The sequence below is a fragment of the Candidatus Epulonipiscium viviparus genome, assembly GCF_000171335.1.
GTDB classification, from domain to species: Bacteria; Bacillota; Clostridia; order Lachnospirales; family Cellulosilyticaceae; genus Epulonipiscioides; species Epulonipiscioides viviparus.
Genome location: NZ_ABEQ01000003.3, coordinates 13,479 through 39,937, shown reverse-complemented (window position 1 = coordinate 39,937; position 26,459 = coordinate 13,479). Strand labels below are relative to the sequence as shown.

Here is a 26,459-nt window from a genome sequence, read left to right as displayed (position 1 = left end):
TGAAGTGGAAGTAATTTGTATAATACTACTAGCAATCTTGCTACTTATAACCAATGTAGGACAATTTTTTATTAACAAAAGACAGTTAATGACACTAGAAAAAAAACTCACTCAAAAGGCGGCACAAATAGAAGAATGTAAAACCACACAGACTGATACAATCTACGCTATAACCGAAAAATACGGTCGTTCTATGATTACTGTTTTAGACAAGGATCTAAAAATTAAACAAATTTCGACAAGGCTGATAAATTTTTTAGGCTATACCCAAGACGATATTCGTCCTAATTTTCTGGAGTCTATTATTGTTCCCGAAGACTATTCATTGCGCCAGCAATATTTGAAAAATATGGTAACTTCTGATAGCACCTCCTTTATTTTAGTCAATCGAATGAAAACTAAAAATGGGGATATTAAATATATTGAATGCTATTACGTATACAATCCCGATCAATTCAATGACGATATCTATATTTCATCTATAGACGTTACAGAGCGCGCGAAAAAAGAAATGGATCTACAAAATTCTTATGATCTAGACGAGCTTTTGCTTAATTCTATAGAAACTAAAGTGGCAGCTGTAGATAAAGACGGCAAAGTAATAGCGCTCAACCGGGCCATGCAAATGTCATTAAAAAATAAGCAAGAATATCATCCTGATTTAGAAGATATATGTCTACGAGATATAAAGATTATTAATAATATGTGGCGAGTTCTTACCCAGAATGAAAAAAATCTTTTGTTCAAACATAAAACAAAATTTCTAAGTGATGAGTCCTGGAATTTAATCAGTATACAAGGCTCTTTTTCTTCAATTGGAGCAATTATTGCATATACCGATATCACAGAATCTGAGCGACTCGATATGTCCATTAGAAAAAATGAGCAAATGTACCACGCAGTTTTAGAAAGGCTACCAATTGGCGTTGTTGCAACTAATCCTAAAGAAGGAATCACCTTCTATAACGAGGAGTTTGCCAGACTACTAAAGCTTTCTTCACAAACTGATCTTCTTGGTAAAAATCTCCTAAGCTACATAAGACAAGATAAAAAACGAAAATTTATAGATACATTTTTTAGTTTATCACCTGAAAAATTTAAAAGTATCACACAAACTATGTTAGATAAAGAGGGAACTGAAATAGAAGTAAAAATTGATATGACCAAAGCCATTCTCGACAATAAATTAACAGATATTTTTTCTATTCGAGATATTCGAGACGAATTAAATATCAAAAAATTTAAAGAACGCTTAGATCAAAAAGAAAAACAAATAGAAACCGCAAAATATCAAACCGAGTATTTTGCCAATATATCTCACGACTTGCGTGCACCGATCAATGTCATTTCTAGCGCCGCACAGCTTATGTCTTTACGAGATGTTCAACGCGATTTTGATAATGGCACCATCGATAAATATAGCGAAATTATTAAACAAAATTGTACTAGACTTTTAAAGCTTGTTAACAACGTAATCGATATGAACAAAATAGAATCTGGATTTTATATCATGCATATCTCAAAAGTTAATATAGTAAATTTGGTCGAGGAGCTTACTCTTTCTATTAGAAGCTATACTGAAGCCAAAAATATAGAACTAATTTTTGATACGGAGATTGAGGAATGTATTGTGGAAATTGATATTGACAGTATGGAACGTATAATTTTAAACCTACTATCCAATGCGGTAAAATTTACACCTAATGGAGGCAAAATTGATGTTAGAATATACCAGGATTTTCCAAATGTAATCATTAGTGTTAAAGATACTGGCAGGGGCATAGAAGCCGATAAGTTAGATATAATATTCGAACGATTTAAACAAGCAAGAACAAAAAAAGACAAAAAAGAACAGGGCAGTGGCATAGGCTTGTCTTTGGTTAAATCATTGGTCGAACTTCAAGGAGGTTTGGTCGATGTAACAAGTGTCGTCGGAGAAGGTTCTGAGTTTAAAGTTATATTACAAAGTGTCAGCGAAGAGGTTGATGATTTTTATAAGGATATTACAACAAATAACGAAAGATTAAATCTGGAATTTTCAGAAGTTTAAAAAACGGGGGATAAACATGGATAATTTAATTTGCGATTTGGAAGAGCAGAAAGAAGATGTCGAGGAAATCATCTTTAAGATTTATGAGCGAAAAGGCACTAACTTTGAAGATTACAAAAAGAGTACCATAGTCAGACGCATCAAAAAACGAATGAAAATGCTAGAGCTTAATCATATGCACGAATATATCGATTATATAAATCGATTTGATGACGAAATAGATACATTACACAACGAGATATTTATTGGAGTTACTGGCTTTTTTCGAGATCCAGACGCTTTTGCTTCATTATATAATGCATTAGATCAAATATATCAAGAAAAAGAACTCGACGAAACCATTCGTGTTTGGAGCGCGGGGTGTTCTACCGGCGAGGAAGCTTATTCTATCGCCATTCTAATTGTAGAATATTTGGAGGAAAAAAACTTACCTATCAACATCAAAATCTTCGCTACTGATATAAACGATATAGCTCTCTCAAAAGCACAAAACGGTATATATACAGAAGACCAACTTGTTGACGTTAACCCAGTTCGACTCAACAAATACTTTGACAAAAAAGGGCAAAATTACCAAGTTAAAAAATATATCAGAAGCTTAATCATCTTCGCTAAGCATAATATAATTTCCGAAGCTCCTTTTTCAAAGTTAGATTTAATTAGTTGCAGGAATGTGCTTATATATTTAGAAAATATCATTCAGCAGAAGGTTTTTGCAGCCTTTGGCTTCTCTCTAAAAGAAAACGGATACCTATTTTTGGGAACCAGCGAAAGCCTCGGTGAAATGGGAAAATATTTTGAAGCCGTAAACTTTAAACAAAAGATTTTTCGACGTCTTAAAATTACAGAAGCTGTCCCTACCTCCACATATTCGACTCCGTTTGAGCATCTTATTAGCCACAAACTTGCCGAAAAAAGTGTAGATAGAGCCATTGGCAAAATTATCGAACTCCTCCAGCAAGAATATATTCCCAAAGGAGTTATCATCAACGAGTCCTACGAACTTATTCATTCTTTTGGTGATGTAAATGATTTTATAAAAATTCCAACCAATCGAATCAGCCTCAATATTTTAAAAATGATTCGCAAAGATCTTGCTGTTCTCATTGGTGCTGCTGTCACAAACTTATTCGTATCTGGCCGATCATTCAGATACGAGAATATCACTCAATCTAACAAAGAGGACGAAATCAATCTTCTCGTAAGTGCATATGTAGACGAGCTATCTAACAATCGCTATGGCATATTGCTCTTTGAAGAAAATAAAAAAGTTACTCATATTTTAGAAACCAAACAATTTAAAGCAGAAGACGATGCAAAAGATACCATAAACTATCTAGAAGAAGAGCTGCGACTTACCAAAGAAAATATGCAAACGCTTATAGAAGAGCTCCGAGCTTCAAACGAAGAGTTGCAGTCCATGAACGAGGAGCTAGTATTATCCAACGAAGAACTTCAACATGTTAACGAAGAATTGCAGTCTGCAACAGAAGAATTGTGCGTTATCGAACGCAATAATCACAAATAAACTACAATTCATTGCTGGCGTTGTTGCGATTAGTACTCCGCAACAGCACCTAACCCAAATTAGCTGTTAGCCACTGTATTTTCAAAATTTAACGAAAGCGTCTGATCAGGCATTGTTAATATATAACCCAAACTTCTTCTAGCATCTTGATGGTTTTGATCTGCTGCTTTTTTTAGCCATTCTTTTGCTTTATCAATATTTTTTGAAACACCTTCTCCGTTTGCGTAACAAACCCCTATCCCATACTGACCCTGTGGATCGCCTTGCTCCGCGGACTTTATATACCACCACGCAGCTCTTCTCAGATCTTTTTCTACACCACTTCCTGTTTTATAACACAATGCAATTAGCCACTGTCCGGTCGAATCAAGTTGATCTGCTGCTTTTTTATACCATGAAAACGCTACCGCTAGGTCTTTTTTAACGCCCTTCTCCATCACATAACACATACCTAGCTCGCATTGCGCTTTTGCATAACCTTTCTTTGCCGCTTTCTCATACCACTCGAACGCTTTGTTCTGAATTTTTACAACGCCCTTGCCTCTTTCAAAACAGCTACCCAATCTATATTGCGCTTCTGCAAATCCCTTCTCTGCTGCCTTTTTGTACCACTCTACTGCCTTTCCCAATTCTATATGAACTCCTAAGCCCTCTTCGTAGCATACTCCTATTGCACATTGCGCCTTTAGATTTCCTTGTTGCGCCGACTTTTGATATAGTTCAAATGCCATTTCATCGTTTTTTTCTACTCCCTCTCCTGTTGAATAAAATCTCGCCAATTTATATTGTGCCTCCAAATGTCCTTGCTCTGCTGATTCCTTATACCATTCTACTGCTTTTTCTAAATTTTTTGCTGTACCCTCTCCGTTATAATAACTATTTGCCAATTCATACTGCGCTCTCACATGCCCCTGATCGGCCGCCTTCTTATACCACCAGATCGCTTTATGTAATTCTTTTGAAACACCATGTCCATTTGCATAGCATGACCCTAAATTAAATTGCGCCGCATCATATCCTTGCTGGGCAGATCTATTAATTAATTCTATTGCTTTCTTTATATCCTTAGAAACATGGTATCCGCCATAATAAAATATTCCTAGCCAATATTCTCCATATTGATTATTATTTTCGGCGGATCTTTTAAACCACTCAAATGCTCTTCCTAAATTTTTTGTTACACCTTTACCATTTAAGTAATAAATCCCTATTTCATACTGCGAATTAGAGTGCTCTTGTTCTGCAGCTTTTTTAAACCAAGCCATAGATTTTACATAATCTTTTCTTATTCCGTCTCCACTTCCATAATATTTCCCCAATTCATATTGCGCTTGTGCATCTCCATGTTCTGCCGCTTTCTTATATTCTTCTATTTCCATTTCTCTACCCTCCATGATTAATTTGATAAAATTTTAACAGTACTTTTAAAATAATATATTCTTTTTTTCAATATTTATTAATTAATTCTACATTTTTTTAATAATTTCAATATAAAAGCACCTCTAAGGTGCTACTAATTATTGTTCTATCAGCCTAGCTCTACTGCTTTTTTTAAACCACTTGGCAGCCAATTCCATATTTTTCTCTGTGCCAAATCCATTCGCATAGCAGGCTCCCACGCTGGCTTGCGCTTTAATATTCCCCTGCTCTGCAGCTTTCTTATACCATTCAAATGCCTTTACCAAGTCTACTTCTATCCCCTTTCCCAATTCATAGCAGTTGCCTAAACTATATTGCGCACGTGCATTTCCTAATTTTGCTGACTTTTTATACCATTCTACTGCTTTAGTTGCGTTTTTCTCTATGCCATTACCAAAATAATAGCACGTTCCCAAGTTACACATCGCAATATAATCTCCGCGTTCTGCTGCCTTCTTAAAATATTTATATGCTTTAACCATATTTTTTTCTACAACTTCTCCTGTATAATACCAACTTCCTAGTTTACACAAAGCTTCTATATGCCCTTGTTCTGCTGCTTGCAAATACCATTTTTCTGCAACAGACAAATCTTTTTCCACTCCCAGTCCCTTTTCATAGCAAACTCCCAAATTACACTGCGTTACTGGGTCTCCAGCTGCAACAGCTTTCATATACCACTCTACTGCTTTAGTGTAGTTTTTTGCTACTCCTGCTCCCGTTGAGTAACACACTCCCACATTACATTGCGCCTTACAATGCCCCTGATCGGCCGCTCTTTTATACCACCTAAAGGCTTTATATAGACTTTTGCTCATTCCCGTTCCATTCACATTGCATATACCCAAGTTATACTGCGCCTCCGCATAGTTTTGCTTGGCTGATTTTTTAAACCACTTTACGGCTTCTGTTATATCTTTTTGTGTCCCCTCTCCTTTTGCATAACATAGTCCTAAATGAAATTGCGCAGCCGCATCGCCTTCATGTGCCGCTCTATATAATCATGAGCTTTCATAATTTTCCTCCTTTATTAATAAATCCCTACATCCTATTTATATCAAAGTATTATACAAAATATAACAAGCTAACCGAAAGTTATCAGCTATAATTTAGAAATTGTTTGAAATTTCATCAATTGTGGTATACTATTAGAAAACAATCGAGGTAATTGTCATGAAAATTATGTTAGTAGATGGCTTTAGTATTGCATATCGCGCATTCTATGGTATGCCATTATTAAGCACAAAAGAAGGCATCTTTACAAATGCTATTTATGGATTCTTAAAAATATTATTCAATTTGCTAGATACACATCAGCCCGATGCGTTAGCTGTAGCCTTCGACTTTGCTGCACCTACATTTCGACACCAATACGCGCTCACATACAAGGCCACCAGAAAGCCAATGCCTTCTGAGCTGCAGCCCCAAATTCCGCTACTGCAAGATCTCCTTTCTGCCATGGGTATCTCACATATTTCTGCACCAGGATTCGAAGCCGACGATATCCTCGGAACTCTTGCCACCGCGGCGGCTGCTGCCAAACATGACGTGCTTATAGTTTCTGGCGATCGAGATCTTTTACAAATAGCAACCGATTCTATACAGATTYTGATTCCAAAAACTAAACAAACTGGTACAGAAATCGAAAGCTACTATGCCGCCGATGTTGTTGCCAAGTATGGAGTTATCCCCACCGAATTGATAGATGTAAAAGCACTGATGGGCGATGCGTCCGACAATATCCCCGGAGTAAAAGGTGTTGGCGAAAAAACTGCATTAAAACTTATCGCGGAATATAAAAACATTGATACCTTATATGCAAATCTCGAAAATATTAAAGGTGCCAAACTCAAAGAAAACCTCGCAACCTACAAAGATTCTGCATATGATAGTAAATTTTTGGCTACCATAAAAATCGATATCCCCATAAATTTTACATTGCAAGACTTTTCCTTTAAGCTCGAAGACAATCTTGCCGTTAGAGAGCTCTTCGAAAAATTAGAATTTAAATCTCTGCTAACAAAATTTTCCGCTATACCTGCTGCGCCACAAGTTGATGTTGCTTCCATCGTTACCGTTTCTACMACTTCTGTGCTTGCCGATCTCGATACTGCCGCCGTCTTTGCAGTGCTAGAAAATGATACACTATACATGGGCGTTGCAGATGGAAGCAATTGCTACTTTATTGCTGCTAACCTAGCTCAGGAATATGATATAATAGCAGTAAAGAATTTTTTCGAAGCAAAAAATATTTCAAAAATACTTCATAATAGCAAGGATTTACGACATATCTTATATAGATACCAAATAAATATTCACGGCAATATTTTCGATACGGCCATTGCTTCTTATTTGATAAATCCTTTACAATCAGATTATGAATTATCTGTCGCTGCAACCGGATATGATATTAAACATGTCGATCAATTGCTTGGCACTGGCAAAAATAAAATCACCTGGGCAAGCCTTGCCTCGGAYATTATTGTTGCACAACTAGGTGCCCGCGCTTCTGCTATGTGGACGCTTCAAACTGCGCAACTCAAAGAACTCACCGACGCATCAATGCTGGACCTATTTTATGACATAGAGATGCCACTTATCGAAGTGTTATTTGATATGGAAATCGCTGGAATCACTGTAGATGCCGCTTTTTTAACAGCGTTTGGCAAAAAACTAGATGCTCTCATTGCAACATTAGAGCAAGATATCTATTCCCTTGCAGATGAAAAGTTCAATATAAGCTCTTCCAAACAACTCGGTTTAATTTTATTTGACAAGCTAGGCATTCCTGCAGGCAAAAAAACGAAGACAGGATATTCCACTGCCGCAAATATTCTCGATAAGCTAAAAGATAAATACGTCATTGTTGCCAAAGTTTTAGAGTATCGACAATATAAGAAATTACACAGCACCTATGTTGTCGGGCTACTCAAGCTTTTAGACAAAAATAACAAGCTTCATTCCACTTTCAATCAAACCGTAACAGCTACTGGAAGAATCAGCTCTGCAGAGCCAAATTTACAAAATATTCCTATTAGATTGGCCTTAGGCAAAGAAATTCGCCGCGCATTCATTCCGTCTAACGATGACTACGTCTTTTTAGATGCCGATTATTCTCAAATTGAATTGCGAGTTCTTGCCAGCCTTTCTGCAGATGCCAACATGCAACGCGCATTCTTAGAAGGCATCGATATACACACATCAACCGCAAGCGAAGTATTTGGCGTCGATACTGTCACACAAGCGCAACGCAATGCCGCCAAAGCCGTAAATTTTGGTGTAGTCTATGGAATAAGCGCATTCTCTCTTGCAGATGATATTCAGGTATCCAACCAAGAGGCAACGGAATATATTGAAAACTATTTTGCTAAATATCCAAATGTTAAACATTATCTAGATTCATTGATAACAACATCTCAAGCAACAGGATATGGTGTTACCCTACTAAATCGAAAACGCAATATTGTTGAATTATTCTCTAGCAATTTCAATACAAAAGAGTATGGCAAACGAATTGCTATGAACATGCCTATACAAGGAACTGCTGCAGACATAATAAAAAAAGCAATGATACAGGTTCACAACGCATTAAAAGGAACGCGCTCTACCCTCATTTTAACTGTGCATGACGAATTATTACTCGAGGTACACAAAAGCGAAATTGAACATATTACAAAGCTTCTCAAGACAGAAATGGAGAGTGCAGTTAAGCTAGCAGTTCCATTGCTAGTAGATGTAAAGTCTGGCRACAGCTGGTTTGCTGCAAAATAACAAAAATATGAGGTGATAATATGGTTATAGGAATTGTTGGCGGTACTGGTGTTGGAAAAAGTACGATAGTTCAGTTGATATCTAAAGCAACATCCACTTTTGTAATAGATGCCGATAAGATCGGTCAYGTATTATTAAATAAACATGGCCATGCATATTCAGATGTAGTTTCAGCATTCGGCAACGAAATTTTAGACGCAAAGGGCAATATTGTTCGCAAATTACTCGGTGCAGTTGTATTTGGAGATAATTACCAACTCAACAAATTAAATGCAATTATGCACCCCAAAATTTATTCAGAAATTAAAGATATACTAGCCTCTATCGATTTTGAACGCTATACCTGCGTCTTAATTGATTCGGCTTTATTATATGAAATTGCTCTTGATCAACTAACGGATAAAGTAGTTGGAGTATACGCACCAGACGAGCTGCGCACTCAACGAATCATGAATCGCAACACGCTATCCTACGAAGACGCATTAAAACGAATTGATAGCCAAAAGTCCTGGGATGAACTATCTCAGCGCATAGACTATACAATTTTTAATGACGGTACCATCGAAAATCTCGAGCAACAAATCGAAAAAATGTTAGCAAAACTCTGTTAATTACACGCTGCTATAGCTACTTTTATCACCACTGCTATAGCAGTATTATTTATCACAAAAATTAGGAGATCTATATGAATACAAAAATACGAATTTATATATTATTACTTGTATTGATTTTGGGTTTAAGCGGTATTTATATTGCCTATAAAATATACCCTCGACCATATCTTTCGTATGTAGAAGAACTTTCTGAGTTATATGGCCTAGACGAATTATTTATATATGCTATTATACAAACCGAAACTCACTTCGACCCTAACGCAGTTTCTCGCAGCGGCGCTCGCGGGCTAATGCAAATTATGGAACCAACCGGTCTATGGGCCGCAACCGAACTCAAAATCGAAAATTACACTGCAGATGATCTATTTGACCCATATATCAATATGCAAATCGGAACTTGGTATATATCAAGACTTATCAGAAATTATGACAACAATATCGATCTCGCTCTTGCGGCATACAATGGTGGTAGTGGCAACGTTGCTAAATGGCTTAACAATACACAATATAGTCACGATGGTCAGACCCTACATACTATACCCTTTAAAGAAACGCATAACTATGTCATAAAAGTTAATTTTCATTATTTTGTTTATAGAGTTTTATATTTTTTTTAATATTCCATGTTTAAATATTTCTTAATCTGTCTAAACTCTAAATAGATAAATTTACCTGAAAGGAGAGTTTCTAAAGATAACTATGAAAATATTACTATACTTGATTTTTACTATTGCTTTATTAGTGGGCTGTTCATCTCGCCAAGATGAGCCAAATACACATCATAACAATGCGGTTTTTGTCGAAAAATCTCAACCAGCGGAAAATCCTTTATTTTTACACGATACTTCMCAATCAGATGACACGATTGTGCTTACATCTAATATCCCCACCACGCTAAACCCTATAACAAATAGCGATGCCGATGTTGCTCAAATGCTAAATCTAATATTTGATACGCTCGTAAATATAGAAATTGATGGTAGCATCAGCCCAAATCTTGCAAAATATTATACCATAAACGATGATAGTAGCAGTGTCACTCTCGTTTTAGAAGACGATGTGTTTTGGCACGATGGCACCGAAGTAGACGCAGATGATGTCGTCTACTCCATTCAATTACTTAAAAATTGTAAAAATAGTGTTTACTATCTAAATTCACAAAATATTTCTTATGCTACTGTTTTAAGCCCCAACACTGTGCAAATTTTTTATTCAACGCCATTTAGCGGAGTGCTTCAAACACTATTTTTTCCTATTATTCCCGAACACATATATCAGAACAATCTAAACGCCGCCCCCGTTGGCAGTGGCGCATATAAATTCGTGCAACAAACCCCTCAAAAATCGTTAAGTCTTGTTAGAAATGATAATTATTTTAAGGGTGCTCCTTTAATTGAATTTGCTAACGTCTATTACGCTCCCGACCATCTTGCCATGTTATCTGCATTCGATAGAGATATAGTCGATGCTGTATATACAGAAGTCATGAATTGGGGCAAATATGAAAAATCTTCCAACAAAATATACGAAATTGCGACAAATAAATATGAGTTTATTGGCTTAAACTTTAACAGCTCAATAATCAAAGATCTCAACGTACGCTACGCACTAAATTATGCATTAAATAAGCAAGCATTAGTAAATATATACTACCTAGGCAATGGCTCTGCTGCAAGCACTCCTATCAACCCAAATAGCTACTTATATAATCACTACGAAGAAACCATGTCGCGCGATATCATTCCACTTTTACTTACCAAAGCTGGCTTCACAGAAGAGCAGCCTCTTCGGCTTCGAATGCTTGTAAACGAAGATAATTTCGAGAGAAAGCTTATTGCCGAAGGAATCGTAAAAATGTATTCRGACCATGGTATAATAATTATCCCCGAATTTGTAGATGCCAATACATTTAGCCGAAGGATAGACGATGGGGAATTTGAATTATTTTTGGGTGGTTGGAAATTTTCGTATATCCCTGACTTTTCATTTATATTCCATTCTGCTGCAGACAATTTTATAAACTACAAAGACCCGCAAATGGACACTCTTCTCGATCTCGCATTTAGAGCAACAGAAGAAAACCTCCTAGACGCATATAACCAACTGCAATTATATATCCAAGATCAGATCCCATATATCAGCTTATTCTTTAAAAGTGGAGCTCTCATTACTCACAAACGCATCACAGGTGTTATCACTCCCACTCCGCTAAATATATATAAAGATATAGAATTATGGGAAATTAGGCACTAAAAAAGGAGGGCTTAATCCTCCTCATTTTCGTTGTTTGCATTTTGGGCTTCTATTGCTTCTGGCTTAATTATAACACGAATTGCATTAATCCTGTTATTATATGCCTCTTCCACAATAAATGTAATGTCATCGGTTTCTATTACCTCCCCATCATGTGGAAATTTATCTAGTAACCCAATTAAATATCCTCCCACCGAATCATACTCGTTCGATTCTATTTTTAATCCCAATCTATCATTAAAATCCGAAATTTTCGAACTGCCATCTACTATATATTCATTTTCTCCCACTGCAACAAAGTTCTCGTTAATAATATCATACTCGTCTTCCAATTCTCCCACTATCTCTTCCACCAAGTCTTCTAATGTYAAAAGCCCTGATGTGCCCCCATACTCATCTACCACAAATGCCATCACTATTTTCTTTTGACGAAGTTCTTTTAGCAACTCTGCTGTTCTTTTGAATTCATGCACAAAATATGGCTCGCGCAACACATTTTTTATATTGAAATTGTCCTGATTAAACTGCTGCAGCAACAAATCTTTGATATAAATCATTCCAACAATATTGTCGTGGCTTTCTTCAAATACTGGCATTCTAGAAAATTGATACTCCTTGTACAATTGAATAATTTCATCGTATGTAGCATCTACGTCGATCGCTACCATATCCGTCCTTGGAATCATAATGTCCTTTGCAAATGAATCCCCAAAATCAAATACATTTGTAATCATTTCTTTTTCCACTGCTTCTATTACGCCTTCTTCGTGACTTACTGTTAAAATGGTTCTCAACTTTTCTTCTGTCATAAATGCATTCGAGCTATCTGCCGACCCTGCAACAAGTTTAATTAAAATATTTGATAGTGCCATTATAATTTTTACTATAGGAGAAAGAACTGTTACTACCAGTCCAATAACTGGCGCCACTATTACTGCAACTTTTTGCGGATTTTGTGCTGCAATCGATTTTGGCGTTACCTCMCCAAAGATTAACACCAATACGGTCATCACTCCTGTTGCTATTCCCGCACCTGCGCTCCCAAAAATATCTGTCGCCAGCACCGTTGACAGCGATGTCGCTCCTATATTTACTAAATTATTTCCCACCAGTATTGCCCCCAATAATTTTTTGGGATCATCTATTAATTTTTGAACTAGCTTCGCTCCTTTAATATTTTGTGATACCATATGTCTTGCATCTATTTTACTAACTGACATAAGCGCTGTTTCTGACATAGAAAAAAATGCAGAACCCACTATCAATATTGCCACGATTCCTATTTGTATCCACGAAGCTGATGTCAATCCCGTTTGCGCTATCACTTCTTCCATCTACTTACCCCTTCCACTTACCATAGTTATCTACTATATATTTTTTTTTATAGCCGTACATATACATTTAGTATATGCAGATTCCATTTGCTTTACGACAAAATATTCAGTTATTTCTTAATTACCAATATTAGCATACACCAATTGTGCCAAGTTTATTAAACTTTCATTTTTTGTTGCCGATATAGTCTATGAAATAGGAGGGAATTTCTATGATAGAAAATATTTCTAATACAAAGATTGCGCAATACACATATTTTACCATGCCATCTGCTGCGCCACAACCCGAAACATCAGATCCCTATTACCCTACGGCAGCTTCAGATGATCTAACTACTCTTTATACCGAAACTTATACCGAAAAAGATTTCGAAAAACTTGTTGCACCTACAGTTGATCAAGATAAAGTTGTTGCACTATCATCGTCTGGCGTTAATGTTGATGATATTCCGCTTAACGAGTACGARTTTTTTGTTGCGGATACCAAAATTTCGAACGACGAAAATGCCATCGCCGATAAAATACGCCGTCTAAAAGAGCATACAGATGGAATGTATAAAACTGCGATGCATGACGACATAATAACTATAAACTCTCTATACATCGGAAGTTATAGTCAGGCAAATAACACTTCCTTTGTTGGGGATTCTGCTACCACCGAAAAAGTACTCAACTTAAATAATCTTCCGGTTACAGCAGGGAACACCTGGGCCGCCGAAAAGCTTATGTCCATTGGTGAAGATGTCTGCGCGACTAACGTTGCCAAGATGCAAAATATTTATAGTGCCGTTGAGATGATGGACCTTCCAGATCCAGATGATGATGCCTCTATTGTTGAAAAGGCAAACGAAATTCTTATCAAAGACAATAAGATGCTCTATACCGAGATGGATATGCAAGAAATTGTTGATACTTTAACTGCTGTGTCTGATACCGACATCGAGCAGGCTATTATTGCAGGGGAGGCTATCACATTTCATTCACTAGCCGCTCGTGTTAAAGCACCTATTTCTCACGAAACAAAAGGAGCTATACATGCAAATATATCACGAATATCTACAACAAATGCAACAACTACTACAAATTCAATTRCAACAAATCGAACGCCTGTTACAGCAACACCAAATGCAGATTCAACAAGAATATCACCTTTCGCAAGCTCTTCAGTATCCTCATCAGATGCAGTTACTGACGCTGGTTCAACAAACGCAGATGCTACAACTACAACAAATACGTCGCCTKCAACAGACTCAGCATCAACTACAGTTTCTCAACAAAGCAATGAGGCTACAAAAAGTTTAGTTTTTGAATCCAATGTTGCGGCAAAAGTTAAAGAAATTCGTTCACAAATCAATACCATTCGTGCCAATCTCACTTTACAAGCTGCGCGAAATATCAGCGAGCGTTTACCTCTTGAGAGTACCGAGCTCTCCAAAATCGCTTTAGAACTTACTGCACAACGAAATAAGCAAGTTGAAACTGCACTAGATAATATTAACCTAGACGTTGCTCATAAACAATCTACGGTAGAAACTCTGGGTGTAGTTACGCGAATGAAATATAACAACGATGCTTCACTATTCATTCAGATTCAATCAGATGAAGCTGCAACATTGGCAGATTTTGATCACATACTCTCCAAATACGAAGARCAGGCTCTCACACCTCAAGCATATTTGGGTGAAAGTATCAATACCGTTAAATCACAAATAGCAGGTGTCTTGGCTGCTAATAATATAGAAGTTACACCTCTATCTATTCAGGCGGCAACGGCTCTTGTTGCTAACAATGACGAAATCACACTAGATGAACTAAACTCCACTATGATCATTGCAGCTAAGATGACCGCTTTCTTTGATGAAATGACCCCAGAAATTGTTGCATCTATGATCAAAGAGGGCATCAATCCTTATACCCAATCAATTGATGAGTCTCTCGCTTTTGCTGCCCATAAAAAAATTCCCGCAATGCAAAAGAGCGTCGCCGCCTCTATCGTTGCTCTCGAGGAAAAGGGTCAAATAAATGAGTCTCAAAAGCAAGAGCTTATCGGAATGTTTCAAATTTTAAATTCTATCTCAAAAAATAAAGATGCCGTGATAGGATATATCAATAAAAACGAGCTATCTCTCAATATGGCCAATTTGCAAGCAGCTGTCAAACATGCCACGACTGCATCTACGGGTATTGATGCATCTATAGATAATTTGTTTGGAGAGATCGAGGGCTTCAAAATAGCTGCAGATACAGCAAAAAAACGCATGGATACCGCTCATATTTCCAACAAAAAACTTGCTAATCTYGCAAAAATTATACAAAATAGCCAATTAACTGATCTCAACACTCCAGACCTTGCGTCAAAAGTATCAAGTACTATTTTCCCTTTTGTAAAAGCTGCGGTCAAAAAAGAGCTTGGCAAATTTACAGATTATGATACGCTTCCTGATAGCTTTAAAGAAAAACTCGATGTTGCCAAACATGTCGCACCGGAAGTTATCGATATGCTTGCGGAAAAAGAAATTCCAGTAACCATCAACAACATCTATTTGATGCATAAATTTATTAATGAACCCAAAGAATTTAGCGCTGCACTTGCAAAGGAAGAATTTTTCCCCGAAAGCTTCGAAGAGCTAGAGCAAGAACTAGCCGCCGCTTCTGATCAAGCCGAAGAAACCGCATCCGATGCAATGTCCAATGGCGACACTGCTACATATGATCAAAATAGAAATCTACACGAAATGACTACCTTTTTACAAAAATTAAATCAGACGGGCAATTCATTTGAGCTCCCCATTACCATAAATGGTGTTGCCAAAATGGTAAATTTATACATCAACAATGATACACATGACCAAGATACCCTAAACGCGGCAATCAGCTACGATACCAAAAACCTCGGCACCGTTACGGCCAATGTGCGTATAGCAAACGATACAGTAAAATACGAAATCACTACCTCTTCTGATGACGCAACCAACAGACTTCAAGCCGGCGATTCGGCGCTAGTAAAGATGATCGAATCCCTGGGATACTCTGTTACTCAAGCRGTATTTACTTCACTTGCAGAATCAGTTACTGCCGAAACGTCAACTGTCGCAGATGATTCCTTAATCAATTTAGTGGTCTAGGAGGCTTCAATGGAAGATAATATTTTAGAAGTATTAAAGCAACTTATTCTATTTTTCGAACAAATTGATTGCGAGGTGTATGATGATAACAGTAGCTCAGGTCGCAGCTGCGAATGAAATTGAATTGCTTTGTCTTACGTATGATTTATTTTTGGAAAAARTTGGTGCACTGGCAGCCAATAATACTGCAAGCATTCCTTATAAAAAAGATGCCTTAAAAGTTTTGACGGTGCTAATYGGAAATTTGGATATGTCTGTTGCGCTTTCCCACGACCTTTTTGATCTATATATCTTTATTCAGAAATTGGTTATAGAAGGCGACTATGCCGATGCGGCAGAAATCATGTCGCACATTCGCGATGGCTATGTTGCCATTAAAAACTTAAATTTAGATTTTAAACCAACTACCCAAAATGCAGAAAACATATATGCCGGCTTCACTTACGGACGGTCTTCTATAAACGAATTTGTGGTAGGAAATGACAATCGAGGCTATATTATTTAACTTAACATTAAAGGAGCATTCACTATGAAAATTAACTATAACATACCTGCACTAAAAGTCGTTAATATACTCAACAAAGCCAACGAAGCACAATCTAGCTCTATGGAAAGACTTTCTTCGGGATTACAAATTAGCTCATCTAAAGACGATCCCGCAGGAATGGCGATTTCACTTAAAATGCGCGCGCAACTTGACTCACTAGCTCAGGCAAGCCGCAATAGTTCAGATGCGATCTCATTGATTCAAACAGCAGAAAGCTCTCTAAGCTCTGCACATGAAATTACCAAGCGCATCCGCGAAGTTGCTGTTCAATCTGCAAACGAAACATACACCGATGCCGACCGCGAAAAGATCCAAATTGAAGTTGATGAGCTTATTAAAGAATTAGACAGACTTAGCAATGAAACCGACTTTAATCAGCATAAAATTTTATCTGGGGACAAAGAGCTTGCTGACAGCGGTTTTCAAATTACTCAAACCGGCAAATATAACGGCCTACAAGCCCAATACTCTATCAGCCTCRATATGCCTAATCCTGGCGATAAATTTAATATCGATGGTCAACCGTTTGAATTTTATGATAGTTCAGTATCGACTACCCTTGCTGACCCTACAGCTATCGGATTAGATTTGCAAGGTGATTGGAAAAAAGATCTGTCCTATGCAAGCTTACCAAATTTTAACATAGATCCTACAGGCACAGATCTCGTTATCACAGCAAAAAATCCAGGATCTTCGGCAAATACAAATCCCATTACTGTCACAACTAGCTCTATTGCTACCAAGCAAATCACCCAGGGTATTGATAGTAAAGAATATGCCACATACGAAATTGTGTTGCCAAGCATCAACAGCGGACCTCATGATCCAGAGCCTCATAAATTTCAGGCAGGCTCAGGATTTACTATTGATGGCGTAGTGTTTGAATTTTATGACCGTGAAGATTATGATAACGGAGAATACGACGGTGCCGGTGTCGGARTTCCTACAACCAAAGAAGATGGCTCATATTTATTAGACTTTGACTTAGCATCAAKAGTTARAGGGCAAGAGTATCCGAATTTTCATCTCGACACTGTCAATATGGGTACTTCATATGACCCAATGGTTCTTACCGCAAAGAATTCCGGAATTGCCGGAGACTATCTTGCTGGCTATGATGGTGGATTTGTTGATTTAAAACTTTCCGTTCAAACCGGCTCCGAAGCAAATCAGCTAACCCAAATAGATATCGCATCATCCAAGCCAGATACTTTGGGACTTACTAGCAAAACTCCAATATATGGATTTACAGATTACCTTATCTTAAACGATGATCCTCTTACTGCAGCAAACGAAAATCGCTACGGAATTTCATTGCTTACTATGGAAGATTCACAATTTGCATTAGGTGCAGTCGATAGAGCAATTGCTGAAATTTCATCGCGAAGAGCATATCTTGGTGCTACTCAAAATCGTCTCGAATACACTGTCAAAAATATTAGTAACAACTCTGTAAATCTCGACGGTGCCCGATCCAGAATTCAAGATACAGATATGGCAAAAGAAATGGTACTATTCACTAAGGACGGCATACTCTCTCAGGCCGCTAATGCTATGCTCGCACAAGCAAATCAGCGTCCGCAACAAGTGTTTCAATTACTCCAAAGTTAATATGTAATTTTTTTCGATTCATAGTATTAAACTCCTAAATTATGTCAATACTTCCACATATAGGAGGTGATTTGTATGAAAGAAAAAACATTAACCGAAACGCAACGTAAAGAAGAATTATCATTGAAACAACAAGTTGGTGATGTCCAAAAAGACTTAGCTACCACATTGCATAAATTTGAAAATACAACTGAACCTGATTTGCTCGATTACTACACATATGCTTATAAAGCAAACCAAATAAAACACAGCTATTTACTAAATCGTTTAAAACAGTTATACTACAGCTAAATAATTATTAATAATTCGTGGATGCGCTGATCATTTTTAGTGTATCCTTTTTTTGTTAATTATGATATAATCTTAATGTATTTATTTTTTTTTAGTACATAAATTTTTGATATATATATTTTTATATTTATAAAGGAGTGGTTAATTAAATGGCATTATTTAAAGATTTTTCAAAATTTGGACTTGACAATTTGGCTAACTTAACATTAGTGGATAAGCCCTCTAATTTTTCATCATCTAATCTTAATGAACTTACTGAAGCAGATTTAATCTATCAACGCAAGGTCCACTGTCCCATTTGTAACAAAGATTTCTATTCTAGTGCTATAAAATCTGGCAAAAATCAATTACAAAATGTTGATGAAGATTTGCGTACACATTATAGCATAGTTGATCCAATGCTTTATGATGTTATCAGCTGCCCTTGTGGGCATACAGCACTAAATGCATCTTTTGCTACTCTTTTGCCAACCCAGCGAGCTGCAGTGCGGACCAAAATTTGCCCAAATTATTTTCCTATTCCTATCGAAGAAATTCGAAGCATAAACTATACCTTAGATTTATACCAACTTGCATTGGCAGAATGTTTAATTAGGAATGGCAAAAATATAGAAAAAGCTGTTTTATGTTTAAGAATATCTTGGCTATACCAAGATCTCAAGCAATTTGATGACGAAACAGAGTTTATCAAGAACGCATATGAATGCTTCAAGTTATCGTTAGATACCGATAATTATCCTGTATTAGGTTTTGATTTTCATAAATCTGTATACACAACATCAGTGCTATCCTATAAAATTTCAGATTATAGCACTTCCTTACGCCTATTGAGTTCTCTCATAATTGATGTTGGTGTTCATCCTAAATTAAAGGATCGCGCCATGGAACTAAAAACTAAAATTAGTAAATTCCACAAATAGCTTRTRATTTGGAGGTTGGTGATGACACATTTTATTACAATTTTAATAACAATTACACTACTACCCCATTGTATTTTTGCAGCAACTGCGTCGCAATACGCTAATCTTTTGGTTTCTAACTTAGGTGCCGACAATGTTCAGTATGCAGTAATGCAAAACGATAAAATTATTTCAGCCGGAGTTTCTGGAACTTCTGTTAATATGGATACACTCTACCCAATTGCTTCTATTAGCAAAATGTATACTACTGCAGCCATTATGCTACTTATTGACCAAAATCAAGTTCAACTAGATATGCCAATTATACATTATATAGAAAACTTTAAAATGCAAGATCCTCGGTATAAAGATATTACAGTTCGGATGTTATTAAATCATTCTTCTGGACTTTTGGGGGGCTCTCTATCAAACTCGCTTTTCTATGACGATGCACTAAAATTTAGCAAAAAAGATTTGCTAGATAGATTAGCAACTGAGCGCCTAAAGTCCACACCTGGCGAATTTTCMGTATATTGTAACGACGGCTATGCCCTGCTCGAAATATTGATAGAAGACGTATCTGGAATGACATTTAGTAGCTTCTTGCARCGCTATTTTTTTGARCCCCTAAAAATTACAAATACACACTTCGCAACAGACGATGCGATAGCCAACGCGGTCTCTGCATATCATAAACTATATCTGGGAACCATGACATCAGATGTTGCTGAGCTTTATAATTATTTTGGTGTAGGCGGAATTTTGGCCACAGCTCAAGATGTATGCAAATTTATGAATATATATCTAAATCCTGGAATATTAAGCTATCAAGCCATAGAAACTACAAAATATCCAGAATATTTACGAGGGATTTGGCACTCCAATTCTCACTCAAATTTTGCATTTGGATTGGGCTGGGACAACGTAAACCTAGACCCTTTTTATGACGCAGGCATTCAAGTTTTTCTTAAAAATGGTGATTTAATTGGTGCGCACGGAACCGTAATTGTCATTCCGCAAATTGACGCCATAGTTTGCGTACTCTCAACCGGAAGCCATGCGTTATATACTCAGATGGTTGCAACACAAATAGTAAACGATTTATTGGTAGATGCTGGTATAAAAATTAATTTTTCAATTGATTCACCCATCACTTCTACTCTTGCATACGCTCCCGAAAACCTCTTAAAATATAGTGGTGTATACGCAAATTTTTATACTGACTACACTTTGGCGGTTTCAACTGACGGTACATTAACTATAACCTCCAATCAAACAGAGCTTCCCGCCGAAACGTTATATTATCAGGGCAACGGTATCTTTGCGTCGAAAAATATGCTATACACAGCAGAATTTATAGAAGAGTCTAATAACCAAACCTATCTAGAAACTAATACCGTTTTTGACATCGGGCTCATACCTTTATGGCAAGCTCAATACGAACTCGTTCGACTTAATCCGTCTATCACACTTCCTCAATATGAACAGGCCTGGCAAAATAGACTAGGCAATGAGTATTATCTTGTGGATGAATATTTTTCTTCTATATTGTATACTACACACCCAAGTTTTCAGCTCCCCACAACTTCTTCACTTGAAGGTTTTTTTGGACACTACAAAATCATTGACGCTTCTAATGCTATTAACACAGTTCAAATCCCTCAAAACAACGGGCGAGATATTTCAGATCTATTCATCGAAGTTATAGATGACATAGAGTATCTTCATACCAATGGCAGCACTTATATTAGCGAAAACGATATTGCGACAATGAATAATCTACGAAGTTATGAAGTTGAAATTGAGAAAGATAATTTCTCTCAATGGTTTTTTATAGAAGTTGATCCTAATTATCCTGGTATCAATATATCAATAACGGGCAATGGAGCATTTGGTTTATACAATAGTTTTGGCGAATGCGTCTATAATTCTTATCTCGAGTTTCACGAAGGCACCATCAGCCTTTCTGGAGTCGAAAAAATTATGTTTGCAGGYGAACCAAATACTAAATTTTATATAAATTGGTAATAGAAAGGATTTTATATGACAAATATTTTTGAAATTTTGCAAAAAACTGATGATGAATTTATTAGGCAATATATTGCTATGTTGGAAGTGCTCAACCCCAAAAACACTGCTAAAATTGGTGTCAATATAATTTCTCGAAAAGGGGTTCAATTTATAAATAAGTTGGGTCATAAATTCAACAAAGACCTAAGACTTAAAGCTCCCAAACCTCAAAATCTTGAGCAATATATTGATCAGAAAAAACAAGAACTTTCTAACCTTAGTAGATCCAAATTAAATACCAAGCTTAAAATTATCTTAAAAAGTATTCTCTCTCTATCATATACTATTTCTGATGATTCGCTTTCTATTCAGATAATCGATTTTGTATCTCAAAAGCTAAAAATTGATGAGTATAAACTTGTTTCTCAAAGAGCAGATGATATCTATCAGCAATACTTTAACAAACTGGTCGAAGAAGATAAGCATATTTTAACATTAAATAAAATGAGCCATACTATTCTCAAAAATGTATTACTAAAAGAAGACCTTTGGGCACATATTATGGCTGCACATGGATTTAAAACCGAAATTATGAGTCAGCTCATCTTTATGACTGTTGCGATTCATGGCTCGCCTTTCACTCCAGCAATCGAAACGCTTCCAAGCTATGAAGCAGACGAATCCATTGCAGCAGAAATTGCTTCTCAGGAAGATGCCTATACTCAGCTATTAATAGAACACAACAGATTAAAAATTAGACTAAAAAATAGCGAAACCAAATATGACCAAACACTTAAAGATATTAGTACCGCTAATGCCACTATCTCAGCTGTTATAAACGAACAAGCTGCCGCCGAAAGCGAACTTGCCAAGCTTACTCAAGAGTATCTAATAGCTACAGATGAATTAAATTCACTGCGCACAGAACTTCAAAATGAAAATTTATCCTCCTCTGCCTCAGCAACATTTGATCTTCTCCATCAAAAGTATAAAGCAAAAGATCTTGCTCTCCAAACACTGCAATTACAAATCGATAAGCAAGCTATCATTATTTCGTCTGCTAAAGACCTTATTCCAGACAAAAAATTAGGCACTACTCAATTAGAACTTCATTCTCAAGATATCCTTCAGGAAATAACCAAAGTGAAAACTGCGATAAAGCACGTTAATGCAGATATTACATCTGCAGAAGTTCAGAAAAGGTTTAGATTAGAGCCAAAATGGCAAGATGTTTTTTCGAAATTTACATTCTCATCTGCAAGCAAAAATAAATTACCTCAATTTGCTACTTCTGAAATCCTTGCAATCGAATTAGCGCTCACGGAGCTCCAAAATATTTCTGACAAAACTGCTCTTAGCAAAGGACAAAGTTTTTTTAATGGTACACATTATCAATATTTTACCACTAAAGCTGATACTGGCAAAATCATTAAGATCCTATACAATCCTATCACAGCAGATACGTGCGAAATTGCTCAATTTGCTGTAATCATATAATTTTTTAATCCTTTAGACTATTTTAGAACTCATAAATCTATTATAGTCTATTTTTTTTCATACTCACCATTCAGCTCTTCACCAGAATATATGGTAAATCCATCCTTTCCTTTTTTCTTAGTTTTATACATAGCATAGTCGGCGCTTATATATAAATCTTTATAATTTCTTAACTCTGGTGTTACTTTGGAAATTCCAATACTTGCTGATATTTTCACTTTATTGTATTCATCGCAGTATGTTGTTGCTATAGATTTATTGATTTTTTCAGCAATATTGTATATATTATTTTTTTCGTCTTCTATTTTTTTAACAAATACTACAAATTCATCTCCTCCAAATCTTCCAATAATATCTTCTTCAATAAATATGCTGTTTAATTTTTTAGAAACATCTTTAATCACTTTATCTCCAATTTCATGTCCCAAATTATCATTAACAGCTTTAAAATTATCTATGTCAATCATAAATAACACTCCATCTGCATACTCACACAAATGCTCCGAAACCAACTTCTCAACAATAACTTTATTATATAATCCAGTCATTACATCTCGCTGAGCCTTAAATTCTAGTTCTTTTTCTAGCGTAATATCATTTATCAAAATAATTGCTTTTATAGTTTTATCTATTAATGTTATGTTAACTTCTCCATGTCGCCATCGTATTGTCCCAAATATATTTACCCTGTACTCAAAGCTGTATTTATTATTTCCTTCTATAAATACGTTTTTCATATATTCTATTTCTGTCATAGCTTGAAAATATTTTTCATCATCGCGCTGAACTCTCTTCATTAGCACATTGCGCGCTTGCTCATATTTTTGCCCCACCGCTAATGCCRCTGGTACTCCATTTTCTGTATAGCTTAACATTGTTTTGGCATTACAATCTACCTCTATTACGATATCAGATTTTCTGTGCAATATGTTTTTATATATCTGTTGTGCTTTTAAATTTTGCGTCAAGTCGCGTTGCTTATTACTACTCTTTTGGATACCTATCATTATCAAAAGACCCATATAAAATAGTACAATCCACATTACTCCCAATATAATTTGCTGTAATAATATTAACTTTGCAAAATACTCTAATTCATATACATATGTATTGCTGATTAACCCTATCAATATACATACTTCTATAGCCAAAAATATTTTTACCTTTTCGATTGGCAGCATCATCAATGCATATATCTCATTTGATACTATATTTAATAGTATCATCAGAACTATTATACACACTATTGCTACATACGCACTAAATCTTAATAAGATATTGTCATCCATAAAAATATGCTTTAACGGTTGACCTAATGCCAAGCTCCTTATTGCTGCAGCTACAGCTGTAATTGAAAATATATGAATTGGTATGCTTAACCCCCATACAAATCTTTTAAAAATGGATCCTTCAAAACAAATAATAGTTATTACACAATAGCACAGCGTCATTAATCCATATGCTACAACAGAAGAATGTGGCAATAATGTTAATACTTGCATTTCTAATACAACACTGATTGCTGCTATTAATATTATAACTATTTTATTGTACTTAAAGACCATTAACCGTGCTAATATACAGTAAAATAAACTATTTTGTAGCATAAATACAAAAATAAAAACCGGTATTATTTGTTGATTTACCATACTAACTCCTCCTTATATAGTATAATTTATATTATGTAAATCAATTTTTAATAATTCCTAATTTTTGTTTATTTAAGATAAATTTTATCATAAAAACTAGAATAATCTGCTGACTGATAAAGCTATTTTACACCATTAGCATTTCACCGGTAAAAAATCATTTATTAATTATTCTTGTTTACTGTTTTCATTTGAATATAGCATAAATCCATTTTTACCTTTGCCTTTTGTTTGGTATAAAGCCATATCTGCATCGATATATAAATCTGCAAACGTCGTTAGCGGCTTTATCGCTTTTGCTATGCCTATACTAGCCGAAACATAAACTTCCTTGTCCTCATAACTATATTTTTTAGCGATTACCTCATTTATTCTGTTTCCTATATCGGTAATATTTACCTTATCCACATTGGTTTTAATAAAAACTATAAACTTGTCTTCTCTAATTCTTCCTATTATATCTTCTTTTTTTCTAAAGGTTGCAGTTAACTTTTTCGCCACATCTTTTATCACTTCAGTTCCGATATCGTAGCCTAAAATATCATTTACCTCTTTAAAATTATCCAGATCTATTACAAAAAGTACACCTCCTAGGTGACTCCTCAGATGCATTTTTATTAAATCCTCCGTTGTTATTTTATTATATAATCCTGTCAATAAATCTCTTTCGATTTTAAATTTCTTTTCCTTTTTATCCGTAATGTCTGTTAATACTAGGATTGCCTTCACACTATCTAATATATTTATCACACTTACCTCTCCTTTAAACCAATGAATTTGATTTTTTCGCAGCACTCTATACTCAAAATTATATCTATTATTCTTCTTAGCTAACGCTTCAGTGATATAGCCTATATCAGTTAACTCCATTACAAGATCCTTATCTTCTGGGTGCACAACRTCTAATAACAACTCATTTCGAAACTTCATATATTTTCTTCCTATCAACACCTGATTTTTCTTCTCTTTAATCAGGTAATTAACCACTGTCCCTTTACTGCAGTCTATTTCTATAGTTATATCTGACTTACTATGAACAATTTGCTGGTACACTTGCTGCGCCTGCAGTCGATGATCTAGCAACTGATTCTGTATCTTCATATGCTGAAATCCTGCCACTACCAATATTCCTAAGTAAAATAGCAATAAGCAAACTAGACCAGTTATCATTAAATTTATATTTAGATATATAGAATGTATGTTGATGCCATATATATATGAATTCACTATTAGCAATAGCATACTGCAAACTGCCATACTAAAAAATAGCTCTATTTTTTCTATTTGCACCGACATCAGCTTGATAATCTTCCTTGACATCACTTTGTTAATTATCATTAATAATATTATACACAGAAAYGATGTATTGATTTTTATTTCTAGCAATTGATATATATCTTCAACAATTTGATCTATAGGTTCTTTTGTTGTCCAACTTGTTGCCGCAAGTATTAGCATTGTTATGGAAAATARATGTATAGGCATTCCTAAGCCCCAAGTTATCTTTTTTAAAATATTTTCACGAAAGCAGATTACTGTAGTACTGCAGTATACCAATACTATACTTAAATATACCCATACTGAATAATCTACTAGCAGAAACACCGCCACTCCTGCTACTAAAACATTAATGCCGCTCAATATATACACTGTATAATTCTTAAATTTCAGTTCCATTGTTTGCAGCAAAATTTTATAAAATAATAGATTGTGTATCAAATACACTATTATAAATGTTATTATCGTAATTATATTTGCCATTTTTACCCTCCCCGTTTTCTATTCTTTATAAATTTTATGTATTCTAATACATATTTATGTATTTTACCAAATTTACCATCAACCTCCTATCTTTATATTT

General features: G+C 35.6%; 18 protein-coding genes and 1 pseudogene. 13 read left to right on the top strand and 6 right to left on the bottom strand.

Annotated features, from left to right (window positions below; translation table 11 throughout):
- The first annotated feature begins 4 nt into the window (after positions 1 to 4).
- Both EPU_RS11035 and EPU_RS00850 read left to right on the top strand, forming a co-directional pair.
- Positions 5 to 2,050 (top strand): PAS domain-containing sensor histidine kinase, encoded by a 2,046-nt coding sequence (locus EPU_RS11035; protein WP_010165856.1) that lies wholly within the window; start codon positions 5 to 7, stop codon positions 2,048 to 2,050.
- Positions 2,051 to 2,066: 16 nt separating this feature from the next.
- The gene (locus EPU_RS00850) at positions 2,067 to 3,578 is read left to right on the top strand and encodes a CheR family methyltransferase (RefSeq protein ID WP_010165855.1); all 1,512 of its coding nucleotides are present in this window, start codon (positions 2,067 to 2,069) and stop codon (positions 3,576 to 3,578) included.
- Positions 3,579 to 3,637: 59 nt separating this feature from the next.
- Here EPU_RS00850 and EPU_RS11030 read toward each other — a convergent pair whose 3' ends face one another.
- The 3 genes and pseudogenes from EPU_RS11030 to EPU_RS11025 all read right to left on the bottom strand — a co-directional run.
- Entirely contained in the window at positions 3,638 to 4,957 is a 1,320-nt protein-coding gene (locus EPU_RS11030) for an SEL1-like repeat protein (protein WP_010165854.1), read from the bottom strand.
- Between the two features lie 138 nt (positions 4,958 to 5,095).
- A complete protein-coding gene (locus tag EPU_RS14580; protein WP_416386294.1) occupies positions 5,096 to 5,215 on the bottom strand; it encodes an SEL1-like repeat protein in 120 nt (39 codons plus the stop codon).
- Between the two features lie 12 nt (positions 5,216 to 5,227).
- Positions 5,228 to 5,959: pseudogene (locus tag EPU_RS11025) on the bottom strand (tetratricopeptide repeat protein); the annotation flags it as partial.
- 211 nt (positions 5,960 to 6,170) lie between these two features.
- Here EPU_RS11025 and polA point away from each other — a divergent pair.
- The 4 genes from polA to EPU_RS00825 all read left to right on the top strand — a co-directional run bounded on the left by polA (position 6,171) and on the right by EPU_RS00825 (position 11,635).
- Entirely contained in the window at positions 6,171 to 8,768 is a 2,598-nt protein-coding gene (polA, locus tag EPU_RS00840; RefSeq protein WP_029487746.1) for a DNA polymerase I, read from the top strand.
- Between the two features lie 20 nt (positions 8,769 to 8,788).
- Positions 8,789 to 9,379: a dephospho-CoA kinase gene (gene coaE, locus EPU_RS00835; RefSeq protein WP_029487745.1), complete on the top strand. Its 591-nt coding sequence runs from the start codon at positions 8,789 to 8,791 to the stop codon at positions 9,377 to 9,379.
- A 74-nt stretch (positions 9,380 to 9,453) separates the two neighbouring features.
- Positions 9,454 to 9,999: a lytic transglycosylase domain-containing protein gene (locus tag EPU_RS00830; RefSeq protein WP_010165849.1), complete on the top strand. Its 546-nt coding sequence runs from the start codon at positions 9,454 to 9,456 to the stop codon at positions 9,997 to 9,999.
- An 82-nt stretch (positions 10,000 to 10,081) separates the two neighbouring features.
- The gene (locus EPU_RS00825) at positions 10,082 to 11,635 is read left to right on the top strand and encodes a peptide ABC transporter substrate-binding protein (RefSeq protein WP_010165848.1); all 1,554 of its coding nucleotides are present in this window, start codon (positions 10,082 to 10,084) and stop codon (positions 11,633 to 11,635) included.
- 11 nt (positions 11,636 to 11,646) lie between these two features.
- Here the strand turns inward: EPU_RS00825 and EPU_RS00820 are convergent, their stop codons facing one another.
- The gene (locus EPU_RS00820) at positions 11,647 to 12,969 is read right to left on the bottom strand and encodes an HlyC/CorC family transporter (RefSeq protein WP_044149139.1); all 1,323 of its coding nucleotides are present in this window, start codon (positions 12,967 to 12,969) and stop codon (positions 11,647 to 11,649) included.
- Positions 12,970 to 13,181: 212 nt separating this feature from the next.
- On the opposite strand from EPU_RS00820, the gene EPU_RS00815 reads away from it, so the two are divergent.
- From EPU_RS00815 to EPU_RS00785, 7 genes are all read left to right on the top strand, one after another.
- Positions 13,182 to 16,094, top strand: coding sequence for a DUF6240 domain-containing protein (locus tag EPU_RS00815; RefSeq protein WP_029487741.1), 2,913 nt, complete (start codon positions 13,182 to 13,184; stop codon positions 16,092 to 16,094).
- Between the two features lie 79 nt (positions 16,095 to 16,173).
- Positions 16,174 to 16,599 carry a hypothetical protein gene (locus tag EPU_RS00810; RefSeq protein ID WP_156778353.1) on the top strand — a complete coding sequence of 142 codons (426 nt, stop codon included), beginning with the start codon at positions 16,174 to 16,176 and terminating at the stop codon, positions 16,597 to 16,599.
- Positions 16,600 to 16,623: 24 nt separating this feature from the next.
- On the top strand, positions 16,624 to 18,252 hold the full coding sequence (locus EPU_RS14445) for a flagellin N-terminal helical domain-containing protein (protein ID WP_029487738.1): 1,629 nt from the start codon (positions 16,624 to 16,626) through the stop codon (positions 18,250 to 18,252).
- A 75-nt stretch (positions 18,253 to 18,327) separates the two neighbouring features.
- Positions 18,328 to 18,543: a DUF2508 family protein gene (locus EPU_RS00800; protein ID WP_010165843.1), complete on the top strand. Its 216-nt coding sequence runs from the start codon at positions 18,328 to 18,330 to the stop codon at positions 18,541 to 18,543.
- 149 nt (positions 18,544 to 18,692) lie between these two features.
- Positions 18,693 to 19,463: a DUF2225 domain-containing protein gene (locus tag EPU_RS00795; protein WP_010165842.1), complete on the top strand. Its 771-nt coding sequence runs from the start codon at positions 18,693 to 18,695 to the stop codon at positions 19,461 to 19,463.
- Between the two features lie 21 nt (positions 19,464 to 19,484).
- The gene (locus EPU_RS00790; protein ID WP_029487737.1) at positions 19,485 to 21,470 is read left to right on the top strand and encodes a serine hydrolase domain-containing protein; all 1,986 of its coding nucleotides are present in this window, start codon (positions 19,485 to 19,487) and stop codon (positions 21,468 to 21,470) included.
- Between the two features lie 15 nt (positions 21,471 to 21,485).
- Positions 21,486 to 22,949: a hypothetical protein gene (locus EPU_RS00785; protein WP_010165840.1), complete on the top strand. Its 1,464-nt coding sequence runs from the start codon at positions 21,486 to 21,488 to the stop codon at positions 22,947 to 22,949.
- A 47-nt stretch (positions 22,950 to 22,996) separates the two neighbouring features.
- On the opposite strand, the gene EPU_RS00780 is transcribed toward EPU_RS00785, so the two are convergent.
- A complete protein-coding gene (locus EPU_RS00780; RefSeq protein ID WP_010165839.1) occupies positions 22,997 to 24,598 on the bottom strand; it encodes a sensor domain-containing diguanylate cyclase in 1,602 nt (533 codons plus the stop codon).
- A gap of 168 nt (positions 24,599 to 24,766) precedes the next feature.
- Positions 24,767 to 26,359, bottom strand: a complete 1,593-nt coding sequence (locus EPU_RS00775; RefSeq protein WP_029487736.1) for a sensor domain-containing diguanylate cyclase — start codon at positions 26,357 to 26,359, stop codon at positions 24,767 to 24,769.
- Positions 26,360 to 26,459 lie beyond the last annotated feature (100 nt).